Consider the following 22,549-nt stretch of genomic DNA (forward strand, 5'->3'; position numbering starts at 1 on the left):
CCGGTCCTCACCGTTCTTCGTGGTCGCTGTCGCCGCGTGCGGCGTCTTCGAGTTCGCTCAGCACCTGTTCCTCCACCAGGTCCGCCAGGGCGGCGACGGTGCGGCCCACCAGGACGTCGCGCGGCGTGAGGTGCACGCCGAAGGTGTCGTTGGCGCAGGAGGCGATGAACAGGGCGCGCAGGGAGTCGCCGCCCAGGGCGAAGAAGTCGTCCTCGGCGCCCACGGTGGTCTCCAGGACCTCCTCCCACATGGCGGCGACGGCCTCCTCGGTGGGCGTGCGGGGCGGTACGTGCGCGGCGTCGGGCTGCCGCGTCTCCGGGGCGGGGGCGGGCAGCGCGGACCGGTCGGTCTTGCCGTTCTCCGTGAGCGGGAAGCGGTCCATCGGCACGAACGCCGAGGGCACCATGGGGCCGGGCAGGGTGCGGGCGGCCAGGGCCCGCAGGTCGGCGCCGGTGGGCGGTTCGGCGCCGGGGGCGACCAGCACGTGGGCCACCAGGCGCGGCAGCCCCGGCTCGTCCTCCCGCACGCTCACCACGGCGTCCAGCACCGCCGGGTGGCGGACCAGGGTCGCCTCCACCTCGCCGGCCTCGATGCGGTGGCCGCGCAGCTTGAGCTGGTGGTCGGTGCGGCCGAGGTAGTGCAGTTCGCCGCGGGCGTCGCGGCGGACCAGGTCGCCGGTGCGGTACATGCGGGCGCCGGGCGGTCCGAACGGGTCGGCGGTGAAGCGGGTCGCCGTCAGACCGGGACGGTGCAGGTACCCGCGGGCCAGGGCCGGTCCGGCCAGCCACAGTTCGCCGGGCACCCCGTCGGGGACGGGGTGCAGGTGGGCGTCGAGGACGTAGGCGGCGGTGGCGGGCAGGGCGCGGCCGACGGGCGGTGCCTCACCGTCCGGTGCGAGCGGATCGGACCAGGTGGCGACGACGGTGGCCTCCGTGGGCCCGTAGGAGTTGATCATGCGGTGGTGGGGTGCCCAGCGGGCGACCAGTTCGGCCCGGCAGGCGTCGGCGCCGACGATCAGGGTGTGCAGGTCGGGCAGGGTGCCGGGGGTGTCCGGCGGGAGGGTGGCGAGCGCGGCGGGCGGCAGCAGGGTGTGCGTGATGCGCGCGTCGCGCAGGACGCCGGCCAGTTCGTCGCCGAGCAGCGGCCCGGGCGGCGGTACGACGAGGGCCGCGCCGTGCGGCAGGGACATGCACAGCTCCAGCACCGAGGCGTCGAAGCTGGGCGTGGCGAACGCCAGCACGCGGTCCCCGGCACCCACCTGGTAGTGCGCGGCCTCGGCGGCGGCGAACGCGGCCAGGCCCCGGTGGGTGACGACGACGCCCTTGGGGGTGCCGGTGGAGCCGGAGGTGTAGATGACGTAGGCCGGGTCGTCGAGGTGCAGCGGGCGGACCCGGTCGGGGTCGGCGGGTCGGTGGTCCGGCGTGCCGTCGGGCGGCGCGGCGAGCAGGCCGGCGACCTCCTCGGCGGTCAGGGTGACGGCGGGCCGCGCGTCGCGCAGCATCAGCGCGACCCGCTCGGCCGGGTAGCCGGGGTCCACCGGGAGGAACGCGGCGCCCGCCTTGGCCACGGCGAGCTGGGCGAGGACCATGTCGGCCGAGCGCGGCAGGACCAGCGCGACGATGTCGCCGGGGCCCGCCCCGCGGGCGATGAGCCGGTGCGCCAGCCGGTTGGCGCGGGCCTCCGCCTGCGCGAAGGTGAGCGTGGACTCCCCGGTGTCGAGGGCGGGTTCGCCGGGCCACCGGTCGACGGCGGCCTCGATCAGCGCGGGCAGCGTGGCGGGGGGCGGCGGCGCCTGCTGCGGGCGGGCGGGTCCGTGCAGCAGCCGGTGGCGTTCGGCCGGCGGCAGCACGTCCACCGTCCGCAGCGGCTCCTCGTCGCCGGAGGCGGCCAGGGCGGTCAGGGTGTGCATCAGCCGGGCGGCCAGGGCCTCGGCGGTGGCCTCGTCGAAGTACCGCGGGTCGTGTCCGAGTTCGACGGTCAGCTCGTCACCCGGCGAGATCACCACGGTGAGCGGGTAATTGGTCGCCTCGCGGGCGTCGAGGCCGTGCACGCGCACGCCGTGCGCGCCGGCGGTGGCGTCGCCGACCGGGTAGTTCTCGAACACCAGCAGGCTGTCGAACAGGGGGGTGCCGGCGGGTACGTCGCTCCACTGGTGGAGGTCCGTCAGCGGTACGTGGTCGAAGCGCCGGTCCTCGGCGCGGGCGGCCTGCAGCGCCCGCAGCCAGGCGGGGCACGGGGCGGACTCGTCCACGGTGACCCGCGCGGGCAGTGTGGTGATGAACAGGCCGGTGATGGTGTCCGCGCCCGCCAGGTCGGCGGGACGGCCGGAGACCGTGGTGCCGAAGCACACGTCCCGCCCGCCGCCGGAGCGCGCCAGCAGCAGCGCCCAGGCGCCCTGGACCAGGGTGTTGAGGGTGAGCCGGTGGCGGCGGGCGAAGTCGGTCAGCCGGGCGGTGCCGGCCGCGTCGAGCCGCTGCGACAGCCAGGTGCCCGACCGGGCGGCGGCGCCCGGGGCGGGCCTGCGGTCGTACGGCAGCGGGGTCGGCACGGCGTACCCGGCGAGGGCGGTCTTCCAGTGCTCCTCGGCCGCGGCGCCGTCCCGGCCGGCGAGCCAGGCGGCGTAGTCCGCGAAGGGCCGCCGGGCCGGGAGGCGGGGCTCGGTCCCGGCGGCGAGCGCGGCGTGCGCCTGGAGGACGTCCGACAGCACGTGGAAGACGCTCCAGCCGTCCAGCAGGACGTGGTGGAAGGTCCACACCACGCGCACCTCGTCCGGGCCGATCCGGATCAGGGTGACGCGCAGCAGCGGGGGGCGGCCCAGGTCGATGCCGTGGGCGCGGTCCTCGTCGAGCAGGCGGCGCAGCGCGCCCTCCCGCTCGGCCGGGTCGAGGCCGCTCCAGTCGAGGCGGGTGACGGGCAGGGGCACGTGGCGGTGCACGGTCTGCAGCGGGACCGGGACCCCGGTCAGGGCGACGGCGGTGCGCAGCACGGGCGTGGCGTCCACGACATGCTGCCAGGCGTCCGCGAGCAGCGCGGGGTCGCGCACGCCGTCGGCGACGAAGGTGATCTGCTCGACGTACAGGCCCTCGCCGGGCTCGTCCATGCCGTGCACGACCATGCCGGTCTGGGTGGGGGTGAGCGGATAGACGTCCGTCACGGCGTGGCCGTCGCCGACGAGCCGGTCGACGGCGGCCTGGTCGAGGGCGGCCAGCGGGAAGTCGGACGGGGTGCGGCCGCCCGCGCCGGGCTCGGCGCAGTGCGCGACGATCCGGCGCAGTTCCTCCGCGGTCTCCTCGGCGAGGCGGGCGACGGTCTCCGGCCGGTGCACCCCGCGGGAGTACGACCAGGTGAACTCGAGGCGCTGGTCGGTGACGCGGCCGAGCACGTCGATGAGGTGGGGCCGCTCCGCCGAGCGGTCCATGCCGCCGGTCAGTCCCTCGTGGGGCGCCCGCAGCAGGCCGTCGCCGCCGGCGTTCCGGTCCTGCCGGCCGAGGTAGTTGAAGGCGATCTGCGGCAGGGCGGGAAGGCCGGCTCCCGCCGTCGGGTGCAGGTGGCGCAGCGCGCCGTAGCCCACTCCCCCGCGCGGTACGGCCCGCAGGTTCTCCTTGACGGTCTTGAGCGCGGTGCCGAGGTCGGCGTCGCGGGGCACGTCGAGGCCGACGGGGAACATGGTGGTGAACCAGCCGACGGTGCGGGAGAGGTCGACGCCGTCGAAGAGGTCCTCGCGGCCGTGGCCCTCCAGGGCGACCACCACCCGGTCCTGTCGCGTCCAGCGGGCCAGGACCCGGCCGAGGGCGGTCAGCAGGACGTCGTTGACGCGGGTGCGGTAGGCGTCGGGCACCTCCTTCAGCAGGCGCCGGGTCTCCTCGGCGCCGAGGCCCACGGTCACGGTCTCCTCGTCGGCGGCGGTGTTGGCGCCGGCGAGGTCGGCCGGCAGGCCGGTGGGGCGCAGGGCGCTCCAGTGGGCGACCTCGTCGTCGAAGCCGCCGTCGGCGGTGTACGCGGCCAGGCGCCGCGCCCAGTCCCGGAAGGACGTGGTCTTCGCGCCGAGGTCGGGTGTCCCGCCGGCGCTCAGCGCCCGGTGGGCGGCCTCGAGGTCTTCGAGGATCACCCGCCAGGACACCGCGTCGACGACCAGGTGGTGGGCGGCCAGCAGGAGGACGGCCGGCCGGCCGCCGTCCCGGTGGCACAGGGCGGCCTTCAGCAGGGGCCCGTCCGCCAGGTCGAACGCGGAGCACAACCCGGCGGCCACGTCGGCCGGTTCCCGCGGGGCGCGGTGCACCTCCAGGTGGGGTGCGGTGCCGGGCGGGGTGCCCACCTGCCGCCACCGGCCGTCGCCCGAGGGCTCGTAGCGCATGCGCAGCGCGTCGTGCTGCTCCAGGACCGCCGCGAGGGTGGCGCGCAGCAGCGCCTCGTCGGTGTCGGGCGCCACCTCGAAGGAGACGGCCTGGGTGAAGTGCGCCGGGTCGCCGGTGAGGGTGTCGAACAGCCAGTGCTGTACGGGGGTGAGGGGGACGTCGCCGACGACCGGGCCCTGGTCGGCCGTGGCGGTCGCGGGGCCGGCCGGTGCGGTGTCCACCGCGGCGGCGAGCTCGGCGATCGTCTGGTGGGCGAACAGGTGACGGGGTGTCAGGATCAGCCCGGCGCGGCGGGCGGCGGAGACGATCTGGATGCCGAGGATGGAGTCGCCGCCGAGTGCGAAGTAGTTGTCGGAGGCGCCCACTTCGGGCACGCCGAGGACCTGCGCCCAGATCGCGGCGAGGGCCTGCTCGGTCGCGGTGCTCGGCGGCCGGGTGTCCTGCGGGGTGACGGCGGCGGACCACACCGGTTCCGGGAGGGCGCGCCGGTCCAGCTTGCCGGTGGCGCCCAGCGGCAGCCGCTCCAGCGGCACCACGGCCGCGGGGACCAGGTGGTCGGGCAGGGTGCGGGCGAGGAACGCGCGCAGCTCGGCCGGTGCCGGGAGGTCGCCCGCGCGGGGCACGGCGTAGCCGACGAGGCGCTTGTGGCCGTCGTGCTCCACGACGCGGGCGGCGGCCGCGGCGACCTGCGGGTGCCGGGCCAACGCGGCCTCCAGCTCGCCGAGTTCGATGCGGAAGCCGCGCACCTTCACCTGGTCGTCGGAGCGGCCGAGGTACAGCAGGTCGCCGTCGGCGCTCCAGCGGACCAGGTCGCCGGTGCGGTACATGCGGCTGCCGGGCGGGCCGAAGGGGTCGGCGAGGAAGCGGCCGGCGGTCAGGCCGGGCCGGTTCAGGTAGCCGCGGGCCACGCCGGTCCCGGCGAGATACAGCTCGCCGGGCGCCCCGACGGGCACGGGCCGCATGCGGGCGTCCAGGACGTAGGCGCGGGCGCCGCCGACGGGCCGGCCGATGGGCGGCACCCGGTCGGGGTCGGCCGGGTCGCAGGTGAAAGCGGTGGCGTAGACGGTGGCCTCGGTGGGGCCGTAGATGTTCATCACCCGGCAGCCGGGGACCGCCGCGCGCACCTGCTGGACGGCGCGGGCGGGCAGGGCCTCGCCGGCCAGGACGACGGTGTCGGCGCCCACGCGCACGGTGTCCTCGGCGAGCAGCCGGCCGAGGGCGGACGGGACGGCGCTGAGCAGCCCGGCCCGCCACGGCCCGGACCGCTCGGCGAGGGCCAGCAGGTCGCGGACGACCTCCACCCGGCCGCCCGCCAGCAGCGGCGAGAAGATCTCGAACACCGACACGTCGAAGTTGAGCGAGGTCGACGCCACGACGTGGGCGAGCCCGCGGCCGCTGAACTCGGCGGCGGCCCAGTCGGTCAGCGCCACCACGGAGGCGTGCGGGACGACGACGCCCTTGGGCCGGCCGGTGGAGCCGGAGGTGTGGATGACGTAGGCCGGGTGGTCCGGCAGCAGCCTGCCGCGCCGCTCGCCGTCGCCGACGGGCGTGGCGGACGCGGCGGCGAGCCGGGCGGTCCAGTCGGGGTCGTCCAGGGTGATCCGTGTGTACGGGCCCTCCGGCAGTTGTGCGGAGGTCTCCGCGCTGGTGATGACGGCGTCGGGGCGTACGTCCTCGAAGAGGAACGCGATGCGCTCCGCGGGGTAGCCGGGGTCGACCGGCAGGTAGGCGGCGCCGCTCTTGAGGACCGCGAGGAGCGCCACGACGAGGTCGGCGGTGCGGGGCAGGGCCAGGGCGACGAACCGCTCCGGTCCGGCGCCGGCCCCGATCAGCAGGCGGGCGAGCCGGTTGGCACGCTCGTCGAGCTGACGGTAGGTCAACTCCTCGGTGCCGTGGAGGACGGCGGGCTCATCGGGGGTGCGGGCCACCTGGTCCGCGAAGGCGTCCGGGAGGGTGCGGCGCGGCAGCCGCGCCCCCGGTCCGGCGAGGCGGTCCAGCAGGCGGCGTCCGTCGGCCGGTTCCAGAGGGGTCAGCTCGGCCAGGTCGCGGTCGGCGTCGGCGGCGAACTGGGTCAGCAGGGTGCGCAGGCTCGCGCCGATGCCCTCGACGGTGGCCGCGTCGAAGGCGGCCGGGTCGTAGTCGAGGCTCACGGTGACGTCGTCGCCGGGGGCGACGACCACGCTGAGCGCGTAGCTGGTCGGCTCGACGTCGCGTTCCTGCTCGACGGCGAGTCCGTGCCGGGCCAGGGCGCCCGCGTCGAACGGGTAGTTCTCGAAGACGACGATGCTGTCGAACAGGCCGGTGCCGCCGGGGACTTCGCTCCAGGACTGGAGCTGGGCGAGGGAGACGAAGTCGTGGCGGCGCGACTCGGACTGGGCGGCCTGCAGTTCGCGCAGCCACTCCAGCAGGGGGCGCCGCCGGTCGACGCGCAACCGGGTGGGCAGGGTGTTGATGAACAGGCCCACCATCGAGGTGACGCCGGGCAGTTCGGCCGGGCGGCCGGACACGGTCGTGCCGAAGACGACGTCGTCGCCGCCGCCGTAGTGGTGCAGCAGCAGGCCCCAGGCGCCCTGGAGCACCGTGTTGACGGTCAGCCCGGCCCGCTGGGCGGTGTCCCTGAGCCGGGCCGACACCTCCTTGCCCAGGGCGACCCGCACCGTGCCCGAGGAGGACGCGCCGTGGGTGCCGGCGGAGCGCCGGTCGCGGGGCAGTTCGGTGGGTACGGCGAACCCGGCGAGGGTGTCACGCCAGTGCCGTTCCGCCCCGGCGGTGTCCTGGGCGGCCAGCCACTCCAGGTAACGGGCGAAGCGGGCCCGGTCGGGCACCCGCGGACGGCGGCCGGCGGTGCGGGCCGCGTACCGCTCGCACACCTCGTCGAACACCTGGGCCGCGCTCCAGCCGTCCAGCAGCACGTGGTGGAACGTCCACACCATGCGCACCCGGTCGGGGGCCAGCCGGATCAGGGCGAGCCGCATCAGCGGGGCCGCACCGAGGTCGATGCCCGCCTCGCGGTCGGCGGCCAGCAGCGCCTCCGTCTCGCGCGCGCACCACTCGGGGGTCCGTCCGGTCCAGTCGTGGTGGGTGACCGGAACGGCGGCCCGCTTCTCCACCACCTGGAGGGGTTCGGCGGTCTCCTGCCACACCAGGCGGGTGCGCAGGATCGCGTTGGCGTCCGCCGTGTCCTGCCACGCCCCGGCGAGGGCGTGCGGGTCGGTGACTCCGTGCAGGACGACCTGCACCTGGTTGACGTAGGTGCGGCCCTGCGGGTCCATCAGGCTGTGGAACAGCATGCCCGCCTGCATGGGGGTGAGCGGGTACACGTCCTCGACGCCGCGGCCGTCACCGACGACGCGGTCCACGGCCGCCTGGTCGAGCCGGGCCAGCGGGAAGTCCGAGGGGGTGCGGCCGCCGGCCCGGGGAGTGGCGCAGTGCGCGACGATCTCCTCCAGCGAGCGCAGCATGCCCCCGGCGAGGGAGGCGACGGTCTCCTCGCGGTGGCGGCCGCCGCTGTAGTGCCAGGTGATCTCCAGTTCGTCGTCCTCGACGCGGGCCACCACGTCGAGCAGGTGCGGGCGGGGTGCGCCGGGGTCCTCCGCGCCGTCCAGGCCGCCGGGCACGGCCCGGACCAGCTCGGCGTCGGCGGCGGACCAGTCGAAGCGGCCCAGGTAGTTGAAGCTGATGCCGGGCAGCGGAGCTCCGGCGAGCCGTTCGTCGCCCGCGAGGTGGCGCAGGGCGCCGTAGCCGATCCCCCGGTCGGGAACGGCCCGGAGCTGTTCCTTCACGGCCTTCAGCGCGGCGCCCCAGTCGCCGTCGGGCAGGTCGAGGGCGACCGGGAAGAGGCTGGTGAACCAGCCGACGGTGCGGGACAGGTCGAGGTCGTCGAACTGCTGGTCCTCGCGGCCGTGGCCCTCCAGTCCCACGGCGACGGTGCTGCGGCCGGTCCAGTCGGCCAGGACGCGGCCGAGGGCGGTCAGCAGGACGTCGTCGACGCGGGTGCGGTACACGCCGGGGACCTTGCGCAGGAGGTCCTCGGTGCGCCGCCGGTCGAGGCGTACGGTCACGGCGCGCAGGTCGGCGGCGGTGTTGCCGCCGTCGAGGTCCACCGGCAGGGGTGCGGCGCAGTGCCGGGAGACGTCGGCCCAGTGGGCGCGCTGCGCGGCGAGGCCGGCCTCGCCGGTGCGTGCGGTGAGCCGCCGCACCCACTCCCGCACGGACGTGGTGCGCTGCGGCAACCGGACCGGCTCGCCGTCCTTGGCCTGCCGGTAGGCGGTCTCCAGGTCCTCCAGGAGGACGCGCCAGGAGACGCCGTCGACGATCAGGTGGTGGGCCGTCAGCAGCAGGCGCGGGGGCCGGCCGCCGCCGGTGAACAGGCGTGCGGCGAGCAGCGGCCCGGTGTCCAGCCGGAAGCCGGTGTGCGCCTCGTGGGTGAGGCGGGCCTCGGCCCCTGCGGCGGCGCCCGCGTCCTGGCCGCTCAGGTCGTGCGTGCGCAGCAGCTCCGGTACGCCGGCGTCCGCGGCGGTGTACTCCTGGCGCCAGGTGCCGTCGGCGGTGCGGGTGAAGCGGGCGCGCAGGGCGTCGTGGTGGGTCCACAGCGCGGCGAGTGCGGTCCGCAGGGCGCCGGGGTCGACGTCCTCGCCGGTCTCGACGACCACCGACTGGTTGAAGTACTCCGGGCGCGGCGGTGCGGCGTCGAGGAACCAGTGCTGGATCGGGGTGAGGGGTACCTCCCCCGCGACCGTGCCGGTGCCCGCGACGGTCGCGGCGGCGCCGGTCGACGCGGCGGCCAGGGCGGCGAGCGTGGGGTGGCGGAACAGGTCCCTCGGGGTCAGCGCGAGCCCGGCGGTGCGGGCCCGGGAGACGACCTGGATGCTGACGATGGAGTCGCCGCCCAGCATGAAGAAGTGGTCGTCTAGGCCGACGCGTTCCACGCCCAGCAGGTCGGCCCAGATGCCGGCGAGCACCTGCTCCGCCTCCGTGCGCGGCGCGCGGTAGGCGGTGTCGGCCGCGGCCGACCACTCGGGCGCGGGCAGCCGGCGCCGGTCGACCTTGCCGTTCGTGGTCAGGGGCAGCTCGGCGAGGGGCACGAATGCGGCCGGGACCATGTAGTCGGGCAGTTCCGCGGCCACGTGGGCGCGCAGCTCGGCCGTCGGCGGCACGGTGGCGCCGGGGGCCGGCACCAGGTGCGCGACCAGGCGCTTGCGTCCCTCGTGGCGGGAGACCGACACCACCGCCTCGGCGACCGCCGGGTGGGCGGTGAGCCGGGCCTCGATCTCGGCGGGCTCGACGCGGAAGCCGCGGATCTTGATCTGGTCGTCGGCGCGTCCCACGAAGTGCAGGTCGCCGTCGGCGCTCCAGCGCACGATGTCGCCGGTGCGGTACATCCGTCCGCCGGGCGGTCCGTAGGGGTCGGGGAGGTAGCGGGCCGCGGTGGCGCCGGGGCGGCCGATGTAGCCGCGGGCCAGCCCGGCGCCGGCGAGGTACAGCTCCCCCGGCACGCCGGGTGGCTGGGGCTGGAGGGCGCCGTCCAGGACGTAGGCGCGGGTGTCGTCGAGGGGGCGGCCGATGGGGAGGGCCGCGGGCAGGGTGTCGCCGGCGCGGAAGGGCCGCCGGGTGGCGAAGGCGGTGGTCTCGGTGGGGCCGTACACGTCGACGACGGTGAGGTCGGGGCAGGCGTCCAGCACGCGCCGTACGGCGGCGCCGGGCACGGCCTCGCCGCCGGTCCACACCTCGCGGGCGCCGCTCAGGCAGGCGGGGTCCTCCTGGGCGAACAGGCGGAACAGACCGATCGTCAGGAACACGCTGCTGACGCCCTGTTCGGTGATGGCGTGGCGTACGGCGGCGGCGTCCAGCTCCCCGGGCGGGGCGAGGACGGCCGTGCCGCCCCGCAGCAGGGGCACCCACAGCTCGTAGGTGGACGCGTCGAAGGCGTGCGGGGAGTGCACGAGGACGCGGTCGTGGTGCGCGAAGGCGCGGTCGAGGGCGAGCGTGGCGACGTCCCGCTGCCGTGCGGCCACGCCCTTGGGGTTGCCGGTGGAGCCGGAGGTGAACATGAGGTACTGGACGTTGTCCGGGTGCACGCGCGGCACGGTGGCGAGGTCCGCGGTGGGCCCGCCGGTGTCCAGGTCCGGGCGCAGGACGTGTCCCTCGGGGAGCAGGTCCGCGGCCGTCGCCTGCCACTCGGCGTCCGTGAGCAGCAGGCCGGCGCCGGCCTCCGCGAGCATGGTGCGCAGCCGGTCGGCGGGGGCCCGGCCGTCCAGCGGGACGTACACGCCGCCGAGGCGGGAGAGGGCGAGCTGGGCGACGACGAGGGCGGTCGAGCGGTCCATGAGCACGCCGACGGCGACCTCCGGGCGCACTCCGAGCGCGGCGAGCCGGCCGGCCAGGGCACTCGCCCGGGTGTCGAGGTCGCGGTAGGTCAGCCGCTCGTCGCCGGCCAGCAGGGCGACGGCGTCGGGGGTGCGTTCCACCTGTGCGGCGAAGAGGTCCGCAGTGGTGGTGACGGGCGCGTCGGTGGCCGTGTCGTTCCAGGTGCGCAGCACCTGCTCGCGGCGGGCGTCGGTCAGCAGGGAGAGCCGGGCGGGGACGGATCGCGGGGCGGCGGCGAAGTTCTCCAGCAGGACGGTGAGGTACTCGGCCATCCGCTCGACGGTGGCGGCGTCGAAGAGGTCCGGGTCGTAGCCGAGGCGCAGGGCGAGTTCCGTGCCGGGGTAGGCGACCAGGCTGAGCGGGTAGTTGGTGGTCTCGATCCCCTCCAGGCCGGTCAGCCGCAGGCCGTGGGCGGCGGCGAGGTCGTCGTCGACCGGGTAGTTCTCGAAGACGACGATGCTGTCGAACAGGGCGGCCCGTTCGGGCAGGTCGGTGTACGCCGTCATCCGGTGCAGCGGCACATGGTCGTGGCGCCGGTCCTCGCTCTGCTCCTGCTGAAGCCTCGCCAGCCAGGTGAGCAGCGGCTCGTCGCGCGGCACCCGCACGCGGCTGGGCAGGGTGGCGATGAACAGGCCGGTGATGGCGTCGGCGCCGGGGAGCTCGGGCGGCCGTCCGGACACGGTGGTGCCGAACACCACCTCGTCGCGGCCTGCCTGACGGCTCATCAGCACCGCCCAGGCGCCCTGGACGAGGGTGTTGACCGTCAGGCCCGCCGTCCTGGCCACGTCCAGCAGGGACTTGGTGACGGCCTCGGGCAGGGTGACGCGCACCGCCGCCGTGGACTCCGCGCGGTGGCTCTCGCGGGGCTCGCGGTCGAAGGGCAGCGCGGTGGTCTCGGCCAGCCCGTTCAGGCGGGCCCGCCAGTGCCGTTCGCCCTCGGCCGCCTCGGTGTGCTCCCGCAGCCAGGCGACGTAGTCGCGGAACGGGCGGCGCTCGGGCAGCACGAGCGGTGCGGCGCCGGACAGGCCCGCGTGGCAGGCGAAGACGTCGGACAGCACCTGGAACAGGCTCCAGCCGTCCAGGATCAGGTGGTCGAAGGACCACACGACGCGCACCGCGCCGTCGGAGACCCGGGCCAGGACCAGGCGCTGGAGCGGGGCGCGGGTCAGGTCGACGCCCCGGGCGCGGTCGCGGTCGAGCAGGTCGCGCAGCCGCTCGTCCTGCTCGGCGGCGGTCAGGCCGCGCCAGTCGGCGGACTCCACCGGTACAGCGGCCCGGCGCTGCACCGCGAGCAGCGGCTCGGGAACGTCCTCCCACACCACCCGGGCGCGCAGCACCGGGGTGCGGTCGGTGACCCGCTGCCAGGCGTCGGCCAGCACCGCCGGGTCGGGCACACCGTCCAGGACGAACGTCAACTGCTGGAAGTACACGCCGCGGTCGGCCTGAGAGAGCCGGTGGAAGAGCATGCCGGCCTGGGTGGGCGTGAGCGGGTGGACGTCCTCCAGGCCGGCCGGGTCCTCGCCCGCGATCCGGTCGACGTGGCTCTGGTCGAGCCGGGCCAGAGGGAAGTCGGAGGGGGTGCGTCCGGCGGCGCCGGGCCGGGCCGCGTGCCGGGCGAGCCCGGCCAGCGCGTCGGCGTAGCGTTCCGCGAGGTCCGCGACGGTCTCCTCCCGGTGCAGCCGGTCGGAGTAGAACCAGGTGAACTCCAGGCTGTCGCCGTCGAGGCGCCCCACCACCTCCAGGGGGTGCGGGCGCGTCGAGGCGGGGTCGGCGTCCAGCTCCAGCGGGCGGGCCAGCCCGCGGAACAGGCCCTCCCCGGAGGTCTCGGACAGGCCGAACCGGCCGAGGTAGTTGAAGCTGATCTGCGCGCTGGTCGCCGGGAGCGGTGCGCCGTCGCGGCCCGGCAGGGTCAGCGCGCCGTGGCCGATGCCGTGCCGGGGCACCGCCCGCAGGTGCTCCTTGACCCGCTTGAGCACGCCGTCCCAGTCGTCCTCCGGCGGGACGGCCAGGGCGACGGGGTGGCGGGTGGTGAACCAGCCGACGGTGCGGCTGGTGTCGACGTCGGCGAACAGGTCCTCGCGGCCGTGCCCTTCGACGTCGACCAGGACCCGCTCCTGCCCGCTCCAGCCGCACAGCACCCGGCCGAGCGCGGCGAGCAGGACGTCGTTGGCCCGGGTGCGGTAGGTCTCCGGGAGGGTCCGCAGCAGCAGGTCGGTGTCCTCGGCGCCGATCCGCACCGTCACCGCGCGCTGGGAGGCGTACGTGTTGGTGCCCTCCCGGTCGGTGGGCAGGGCCGCCGGGGCGCCCTCGGTCTGCCGGGTCCAGTACGCCTTCTCCGCGGCGAAGCCGCCGGCGGCGGTGTGCGCGGCCAGCCACTCGGCCCACTGCCGCAGCGGGGAGGACTTGCGGGGCAGCGCGGCCGCGCCGTCCCGGCCCTCGCGGCGGGCGCGGTAGGCGAGTTCGAGGTCTTCCAGGAGCAGGCGCCAGGAGACGCCGTCCACGACGAGATGGTGCACGGACAGGTGCAGGACGGGCGGCCGTCCGTCGCCCCGGTCGTGCAGGACGGCGCGCAGCAGCGGACCGCGGTCCAGGTCGTACCGGCCGAGGTGCGGGGCGTCGGTGTCCGGACCGGTGTGGCGGACGAGGCGGCAGCGCGCGGCCGGGCCGTCGATCAGCCACCGGACGCCCGATCCGTCGGCGAGGAAGCGGGACCGCAGCGCGTCGTGGTGGGCGACCACGTCGTCCAGGGCGGCCTGCAGCGCGCTCTCGTCGACGTCGGCGGGCAGGTCCAGCGACAGCGTCTGGGCGAAGTGCCCGGCCCGCTCGGCGGCGCTGTCGAAGAGCCAGTGCTGGATGGGGGTCAGCGGCGCGGCGCCGGTGGCCTCGACGGGGGCGGCCGGGGCGGTTCGGCGCCGGCTGCCGGCCTCGTCGGCACGGCGGGCCAGGGCGGCGAGCGTCTGGTGCTGGTAGAGGTCGCGCGAGCTGATCGTCAGGCCCGCCTGCCGGGCCTGGGCCACGACCTGGATGCTGAGGATGGAGTCGCCGCCCAGCGCGAAGAAGTTGTCGTCCGCGCCGACCCGCTCCACCTGCAGGACGCCGGCCCAGATGGCGGCCAGGGTCCGTTCGGTGGTGGTGCGGGGCGCGACGTGGCGGGCGGCGCGCTCGGCGGGCGCCGGGTCGGGGAGCCGGGCGCGGTCCAGTTTGCCGTTGGGGTTGAGCGGCAGGGCGGGCAGCACCACGACGGCCGACGGGACCATGTAGTCGGGCAGGGTCCGCCCGAGTGCCCGGCGGACCGCCTCGGGCTCCACCGTGGCGCCGGGGGCGGGGACGACGTACCCGGCGAGGCGGCGGTGGCCGTCGCCGTCACGGACCGTGGCGGCGGCCTCGGCGACGCCCGCGCAGCCGCGCAGCGCCTCCTCGACCTCGCCGAGCTCTATGCGGAAGCCGCGGACCTTGACCTGCTGGTCGACGCGGCCGAGGTACTCGAGCTGGCCGTCGGCGCTCCAGCGCACCAGGTCGCCCGTGCGGTACATGCGCTCCCCGGGAACGCCGAACGGGTCGGCGACGAAGCGGGCCGCGGTCAGGCCGGGGCGATGCAGGTACCCGCGCGCGAGCCCGCCGCCGCCGAGGTACAACTCGCCGGTGACGCCCGGCGGCTGGGGGCGCAGCAGGTGGTCCAGGACGTAGGCGCGGGTGCGGGCGACGGGGCGCCCTATGGGCGGGGCCTGGTCGGGGACGGTGCCGCCGGAGAACCAGGCCGTGGCGTAGACGGTGGCCTCGGTGGGGCCGTAGATGTTCGCCACCTCGGCCGCGGGCATGGCGTCGTGGATGTCGCGGACGGTGCGGGCGGGCAGCGCCTCTCCGGCCAGGACGACGGTGTCCGCCGCCAGGGCGCCGGCGCCGCCGAACACCCGGGACAGCGCGGACGGGACGCCGCTGAGCAGTCCGGCCCGGTGCGGGCCCGATCCGTCGGTGGGGGCGGGGAGGTCGGCCAGGGCCGTGAGGTCGGCGACGACTTCGACGCTGCCGCCGGCCAGCAGGGGGCACAGCAGCTCGAAGACGGACACGTCGAAGTTGAGGGAGGTGGAGGCGACGACGTGGGAGAAGCCGCGCTCGCCGAACGTCTCCCGGGCCCAGGCGGCCAGCGCGGCCACGCCGCGGTGGGGGACGACCACGCCCTTGGGCCGGCCGGTGGAGCCGGAGGTGTAGATGACGTAGGCCGGGTGGGACGGGTGCAGCGGCGCCGTGCGGTCGGCGTCGGTGAGGTCGGCGTCCGTGCGGTCGGCGTCGGCACCGGCCGGGTCCGCGAGGTCGGCCGCGGTGCCGGACGTGGTGCCGGCCAGGTTGGGTGCCACGTCCTCCAGCAGCAGCGGCTCGCAGTCCTCCGGCAGCGCGTGCGCGGTCTCCCGGGTGGCGAGGACGAGGGCGGGGGCCGCGTCGGTGAGCATGAAGCGGATGCGCTCGGCCGGGTAGGCGGGGTCGACCGGCAGGTAGCCGGCGCCCGACTTCAGGACGGCCCACAGCACCGGCAGCAGGCCGGCGGTGCGCGGCAGGCACAGCGCCACGAGGGACTCAGGACCCGCGCCGCGCGCCGCGAGCAGACGGGCGAGGCGGTTGGCGCGCCGGTTCAGACCGGCGTAGTCCAACCGGGCGTCGCCGCAGGTCACAGCGGTGCGGTCGGGCGTCCTGGCCACCTGCTCCTCGAACAGCGCGGGGAGCGTGGTGTCGGCGGCCGGGTCCGCGGCCGACGCGGGCGGGTTCCAGGAGTCCAGGAGCACGCGCCGCTCGTCGTCGGACAGCAGCGGGAGGTCGGCCAGGGTCCGCTGCGGGCCGTCCGCCATCCCTTCGAGCAGGTGGCGAAGTTGCCGGGCCATCCGGGCCACGGTCGCCGCGTCGAACAGGTCGGTGTTGTACTCGACCGTCAGCTCGTGTCCGCCGTCGGCGCGCGGCGCGAACTCCAGCACCAGGTCGAAGCGGGCGGCCGGGCGGGGCAGCGGGTGGTCCTCGATGCGCAGTCCGGCGGCGACCGGCGGCCGGGCGGGAGCCGCCTGCTGCACCACCAGCGCCTGCACCAGCGGGGTGCGGCTGGGGTCGCGGGGCGGGGCCAGCTCCTCCACCACCCGGTCGAAGGGCACGCCGTCGTGCGCGAACGCGTCCAGCACGGTCGCGCGCATGCTCTGCACGAACCGGTCCACCGTGGCGGCGTCGTCGACCTCGCCGCGCAGCACGACGGTGTTGGCGAAGAAGCCGGTGACGTCCTCGAGTTCGCGGCGGTCCCGCCCGTTGGTGACGGTGCCGAACGCGACGTCCCGCTGACCCGAGTAGCGGGCGAACAGCACGGCCGCCGCCGCGGCGAACACCGTGAAGACGGTGGTGTCGCGGCCCGCAGCCAGTTGCCGCAGCCGGTCCGCCAAGTGGCGCGGTACGTCCTGGCGGTGGGCCGCGCCCGCGGTGGTGCGCACCGCGGGCCGCGGCCGGTCGGTGGGCAGGTCGAGCTGCTGGAGGCCGGCGAGGTGGCGTCTCCAGTAGGCGAGGTCGTCGGCGTGGGCGTCGGCGGAGTGCCGCCCGCGCTCCCACAGCGCGAAGTCCGGGTACTGCACCCCGGGTTCGGGCAGCCCGTCGGGGTCTCCCGCGGCCTCCGCGCGGTAGAGCGCGGCCAGGTCCCGGGTCAGGACGCCCACCGACCAGCCGTCGGTGACGATGTGGTGCTGGGCGAGCAGCAGGACGTGGTCACCGGCTGCCCGGCGGACGAGCAGCGCCCGGGTCAGGGGTCCGGTCGTCAGGTCGTGGGGCCGGCGCAGCTCCTCGGTCAGCAGGCGCGCGACGGCGCCGTCCCGCCGGTCGGCCGGCACGTGCCCGACGTCGGCGGTGCGCAACGGCAGGTCCGGCTCGGGGGCGACGCGTTGGACGCCCTGTCCGTCGACCGTGGCGAAGGTGGTGCGCAGGGAGGCGTGGCGGGCGGCGAGCCGGTACAGGGCGCGTTCCAGGGCCGGCGTGTCGAGGGGGCCGCGCAGGCGCAGCGCCACGCCGGTGTTGTACTCGGTGCCGCCGTCGGTGAGGTCGTCGAGGAACCACAGGCGCCGCTGGGCGCTGGAGAGCGGGACGGGCTCGGAGCGCGGGGCGGCGGGGATCGGCTCCGGCGGGGCGGCGGACGGCTCGGCGGTCAGCGGGGCGAGCGCGCCGACGGTCCGCGCGGTGAACACGTCGCGCAGGGTGAGCCGGGCGCCGGACGCCTCCCGGATGCGGGTCAGCACGCGGGCCGCGAGGATCGAGTCGCCGCCCAGGTCGAAGAAGTCGTCGTCGAGGCCGACGGTGTCGACGCCGAGGACGTCGGCCCAGATCGCGGCCAGGGTCCGTTCGCCGTCCGTGCGCGGGGCGACGTGCCGTTCGGCCGGCGCCGCGCCGGGGGCGGGCAGCGCCCTGAGGTCGATCTTGTTCTGCGGGGTGAGCGGCAGCGCGTCCAGCACGACGATCGCGGAGGGCACCATGTGCGCGGGCAGGGCGGCGGCGAGGGCGGCGCGCAGCCGGGCCGGCTCGGGTCCGCCGGCGGCGTCGGCGGGGGTGACGTAGCCGATGAGCCGGCCGCGGCCGGGCTCCTGGTCGCGGACCACGACGACGGCCTCGCGGACCTGCGGGTCCCGGGTCAGGGCGGCCTCGATCTCGCCGGGTTCGATGCGGAAGCCGCGGACCTTGACCTGCCGGTCGGCGCGGCCGAGGAACTCCAGCTCGCCGTCGTCGCGCCGGCGCACCCGGTCGCCGGTGCGGTAGAGCCGGGCGCCGGGCGGTCCGGCGGGGTGGGCGACGAAGCGTGCCGCGGTCAGTCCGGGCCGGTTGAGGTAGCCGCGGGCCAGTCCGTCGCCGCCCACGTAGAGTTCGCCCTCACCGCCGGCCGGCACCGGGCGCAGCGCCGCGTCCAGGACGTGGGCCTCGGTGCCGGGCAGGGGGCCGCCGATGGCGGGGGTACCGGTACCCGGGGCCAGGGGGCCGGTCCAGGTGGCGACGATGGTGGCCTCGGTCGGCCCGTAGGAGTTGATCATGCGGCGGCCGGGGGCCCACCGGTCGACGAGGGCGGCCGGGCACGCCTCGGCCCCGACGATCAGGGTGCGCAGCGACGGCAGGCCGCCGAGCTCCGCCGGGTCGGGCAGGGTGGCGAGGGCGGCCGGCGGTATCAGGGTGTGGGTGATGCGGTGTTCGGCCAGGACGGCGGCGAGTTCGTCGCCCAGCCAGGGCCCGTGCGGCGGGACGACCAGGACGGCGCCGGACAGCACCGAGATGAACAGCTCCAGTACGGAGGCGTCGAAGCTCGGCGAGGAGAACTGCAGCACCCGGTCGCCGGGGCCGACGGCGTACCGCTCGGCGGCCGCCGCGGCGAACCCGGCGATGCCCCGGTGGGTGACGGTGACGCCCTTGGGGGTGCCGGTGGAGCCGGAGGTGAAGATGACGTACGCGGCGTGGTCGGGCCGCACCCCGCTGACGTCCGGGTCCGCGTCCGCGTCCGCCGGGTCCGGCTCCCCGCCTTCGCCGTCCAGCAGCGCGCGGACCCGGGCGAGGTCGTCCAGGACGACGGCGGGTACGGCGTCGGCGAGCATCAACTCCCGTCGTTCCGCCGGGTAGTCGGGGTCGACGGGGAGGAAGGCCGCCCCGGCGAGGGCCACGGCCAGCTCGGCGGCGATCAGTTCGATCGAGCGTGGCAGGACCAGGGCCACGGTCCGCTCCGGTCGGGCGCCGTGCGCGGCGAGGTGGGCGGCGAGCCGGCCGGCCTTGCGGGCGAGTTCCCCGTAGGACCAGGTGCGCCGGCCGTCGGTGACCGCGGGGGCGTCCGGGTCGCGCGTCACCTGCCGGGTGAACAGCTCACCGAGCGGCACGTGACGGGCGGCGGCGTGAGCGGGGGCCGGCCGGACGGAGCCGGCCGGCGGAGGCGTGGCGGGGCGCTGGGCGTGCAGGTCCGTCATCGGGGTGCAGTCCTTCGGGCGGTGGCGGCGCGCGGGCCCGCCGCGCCGCTCCACGGCGGCCCGTGGGCACACCGGAGCGGGGCGGGAGTCCTTGCGTACGGGGCGGGTGCGGGTGCGGGGCGCGACCGGGCCGTGCCGGTGCCGCGCGATCGGACGGTGCGGGTCCGGGCGTGCGGTCGGACGGTGCCGGCCGGCGGTCGGCCGGGGTGCACCGGCGCGCGACAGGTCGGCGTGGGTCGCGCGCACGGCTCGTCGGCGTCGTCCGCGCGCACGGTCGGTCGGCGTCGATCGCGCGCACGGGGGACGTCGCGGGGCCCGGTGTTCGGCTCGTCGGTGCCGGGGGCGGGCGGCGGGTCGGCGCCTGGGCGGCGCGCGGTCGGCCGGTGCCGGTACGGCGGGTGATCAGCCGATGCCGGTGCGGCGCGCGGTCAGCCGGTGCTTATTCGGCGCGCGGTGCGCCCGGATATCTGCAGGCGGTCGATGGCCCCGGTGACCGGGTCGCGGTGGAAGCGGCCGCCCGGTTCGAGCCGGTCGGTGGAGGGGTCGACCAGGTCGCAGGACAGGTCCGCGTAGCACACCAGCGGCAAGGGGTAGTCGCCGTCGACGGACAGGGTCGGCTTGCCGTCCCCGTCGGGCTTGACCTTGTACTCGATGCCCCCGTTGCGGTACGTCCCGGCGCAGTCCGGGAGGGTCACGGCGGGTCCGCGGCGGGTGTCGGCGGACGGGCCGGTGGGCACGCGGACGCCGGTGACCCGGGTGAGTTCCGCGGCCAGGTCGCGCCACAGGGCGGTGGCGGCGCCGGCGTTGCCGGTGAAGGCGACGACGGTGCCGCTGTCGGCGTCGGCCCGCAGGTGGCAGGAGGTGCCCTGCGCGTTGCCGTCGTGGCCCCACCACGTGCGGCCGCCCTGCTCGAAGAGGGCGAGGCCCAGGCCCCAGGAGTCCGCCAGCGCACCGGCGTCGGCGGCCGGTTCGGGCCGGCGCATCCGGTCGGCGACGGCGGCCGGCAGCGCGGTCGATCGGCCGATCAGGGCTCTGCCCAGCGTGACCAGGTCCTCGGCGCTCGCCAGCAGGGCTCCGGCCGGGGCCTCCACCGGGGCGAGGTTCTGGTGGGCCGGGCGCACCAGGCCGGTCGCCGTGTTGAGGGCGTGGCCGCTGGCGAGCGGCCGCGCGGGGGCGGTGTCACCCAGGAAGGCGGGGACGATGTCCAGGGGTTCCAGGACGAGTGCCGTCACCGCTTCCTGCCAGGTCATGCCCGTCACTTCGGACAGAATGCGGCCGGCGGCGACGTAACCGGCGTTGGAGTACGAGAACCCGGTGCCCGGGGCGAAGAGGGCGTTCCGGGCGGTCCAGACCGTCGAGAGGTAGCGGGCGGCGGTGGTGCCGACGGCGCTGTCGGAGTCGGGGCCGGTGGGGAGGCCGGCGGTGTGACTCAACAGGTGACGGACCGTCACGTCGGGAAGCTCGCCCGGCAAGTCGGGCAGCAGGTCGCTGACGGGCTCGTCCAGGTCGATGTCGCCGTCGTCGGCGAGGAGCAGGACGGCCGTGGCGGTGGCGACCTTGGTGACGGAGCCCAGGGGGACGGCGGTCCGCGCGGTGAACGGGGTGTTCGCCAGCGCGTCGGCCGTGCCGGTGTGCAGGCTGAGGAGGTGGGTTCCGGTGTGGACGGCGAGTTGGGCGCCGGGCACACGGTGGATGCGCGCGAGGGAGTCGAGGTGACTGCGCAACTCGTCGGGTGAGGGGGTCGATGGCCGGTCGGTGGCCGGCGCGGCGGTCGAGTAGGGCATGGGGACGTCACTCCTGGTGAGAGCGGGTGCGGGTGAGCGGACGCGCCGGCCCGCGGTGAGCGGTGCGGGGGTGCGCGTCGACGTGCTTTACGGCCTGGTGACGACGATCGGCAGGTGGCGCACGCCGACGATGACGGCCGGGTTCTGGTACGTCACGTCGTCGTACGAGGGCACCGCGATGGTGGGGAAACGATCCATCATCATCTGCAGGGCGATACGGGCTTCCAGCCGGGCCAGAGGGGCGCCGAAACAGAAGTGGATGCCGTGCCCGAAGGTCAGATGGGGGTTGGGATCGCGGGCCGGGTCGAAGACGTCCGGCGAGGTGAAGCGGGAGGGGTCGCGGTTGGCGGCCCCCAGGTGGACCATCAGCAGGGTGTCGGCCGGGATCTCGTGGCCGCCGAGTTCGACGGTGCGGGTGGTGCGCCGGCCCAGCTCGGGGAAGGGCGGGAGCCAGCGCAGGACCTCCTCCACGGCGACGGGCACCCGGGCCGGGTCCTGCCGCAGCGCGGCGAGCGTGCCGGGGTGGCGGTCGAAGGTGACCACGGCGTTGCCGAGCAGCGCGGTGGTGGTGATGTGCCCGGCGACCAGCAGCAGGGCCACGAAGCCGACGATCTCCTGGTCCTCCAGGCGCGTCCCGTCGACCTCGGCGGACAGGAGTCTGCTGGTCAGGTCGTCACCGGGGTCGGCACGGCGCCGGCGTATGTGGTCCAGCACGTAGCCGTTCATCTCGCGCACGGTCGGGGCGATGGCCTCCAGCGCCTTCTCCAGGTCGGCCATGTCGAGGCTGTCGCCGAGCTGGTCGCCGCCGAAGAGGGTCGCGGCCCACTCCTGGAACAGCCGGTGGTCCTCGGCGGGGACACCGAGGAGTTCGGCGATCACGATGATCGGCAGGGGGTAGGCGAGGGTGTCGACCAGGTCGAAGCGGTCGCGGTCGGCGACACCGTCGAACAGCCGGGCGCAGATGGCCTCGATGCGCGGCGCGAGTCCGTGGACCACGCGCGGGGTGAATGCCTGGCTCACCAGGGTGCGGAGCTTGCGGTGCTCCGGCGGGTCCATCCCGACGAAGTTGCCCTGGGTGAAGGTCTCGAAGTCCTCCTGGGTCGGGGCGATCGGCGTCATGTCGGAGGAGTACGTCGCCGGGTCCGACAGGATCGCCGCGACGCCCTGGTGGTCCACGACGTGCCACTGCCGCCGTTCCTCGTCGTACGTCACGGGCCCCGCGTCGCGTAAGGACCGCCATCTTCCGGGTAAGGCGTCAAGGGGCGATTCGGCCCCGGGCAGTTGTGTGCTTGTCACCGTTTCTCCTTGGATGAGGACGCGCGGGCCCGGCGGTGGGCCACCGGCGGTGCCGTGTGGTCGGCCGCGGGCAGCGTGGCCGTCACGGTCACGGCCGTCGGGCGGTGGCCCCGCGGGGTGGTGTCGCTCCGTGCCAGGTGGCCGGTGCGTGGCCCGGCCGGGTCGGCCGGCTGCGGGCGGCGGCCGGTCAGCCGCCCGGACGTGGCCGGTCCGGCCGGTCAGCGGACCTGGGGGCGGAACGGGGACGGCGGGGCGGCGGTCGCGAGCGGGCCGGACGCCCGCCGGGCGGCGGACCGACCCGCACGTGCGCGGCCCGGCACCCTGCGGCCAGGACACCTTGCAGACACCACTACGTCCCCCCAGTGATCTCTCACGCGCAGCGGCTCTGCGCGGACTCCCCTGTCTCACGTCGTACGAGTGAAGAATGCGCTTCGACACAGTTCGTCCGGGCCGAGTGCGCTCACAGTTTTCACGTTGGGTCACCGGAAGGCAACCCCTCGAGATCGAAGGGGGTGGCCGTTCAGCAACCCGCCAATGACCGCGTGTATCCCGCCGTTTCACACTCAAACCCGGGGTGTGGCAGAAAAATCGGCGCGCGTCCAGACTCCCCGTGTACCACCTCCCCGAGCCGCCGTCCGGGTCGCACGACGGCCGCCGGAGGGCCCACCGACTCGGCCGGATCGAGGGATTGACAGCGCTGCCGTCCGCCGCCGCCTGCCCTGCCCGGGCAGGTCACTTCCCACCGGAGCGCGGGCTGCGGAGCCTCTCCGGGTAGCACCGGGAGGAGGTGCCGACA

General features: G+C 76.1%; 3 protein-coding genes. All 3 read right to left on the reverse strand.

What is annotated here, in order from left to right:
- Positions 1-7: 7 nt before the first annotated feature.
- The gene (locus IE316_RS09355; protein ID WP_190203698.1) at positions 8-18,673 is read right to left on the reverse strand and encodes a non-ribosomal peptide synthetase; all 18,666 of its coding nucleotides are present in this window, start codon (positions 18,671-18,673) and stop codon (positions 8-10) included.
- A gap of 428 nt (positions 18,674-19,101) precedes the next feature.
- Positions 19,102-20,457 carry a serine hydrolase domain-containing protein gene (locus tag IE316_RS09360; RefSeq protein WP_190203699.1) on the reverse strand — a complete coding sequence of 452 codons (1,356 nt, stop codon included), beginning with the start codon at positions 20,455-20,457 and terminating at the stop codon, positions 19,102-19,104.
- 87 nt (positions 20,458-20,544) lie between these two features.
- Positions 20,545-21,669, reverse strand: coding sequence for a cytochrome P450 (locus IE316_RS09365; RefSeq protein ID WP_229910285.1), 1,125 nt, complete (start codon positions 21,667-21,669; stop codon positions 20,545-20,547).
- Positions 21,670-22,549: the final 880 nt, after the last annotated feature.

It is taken from the genome of Streptomyces fumanus (genome assembly GCF_014655295.1).
Taxonomy (GTDB): Bacteria; Actinomycetota; Actinomycetes; order Streptomycetales; family Streptomycetaceae; genus Streptomyces; species Streptomyces fumanus.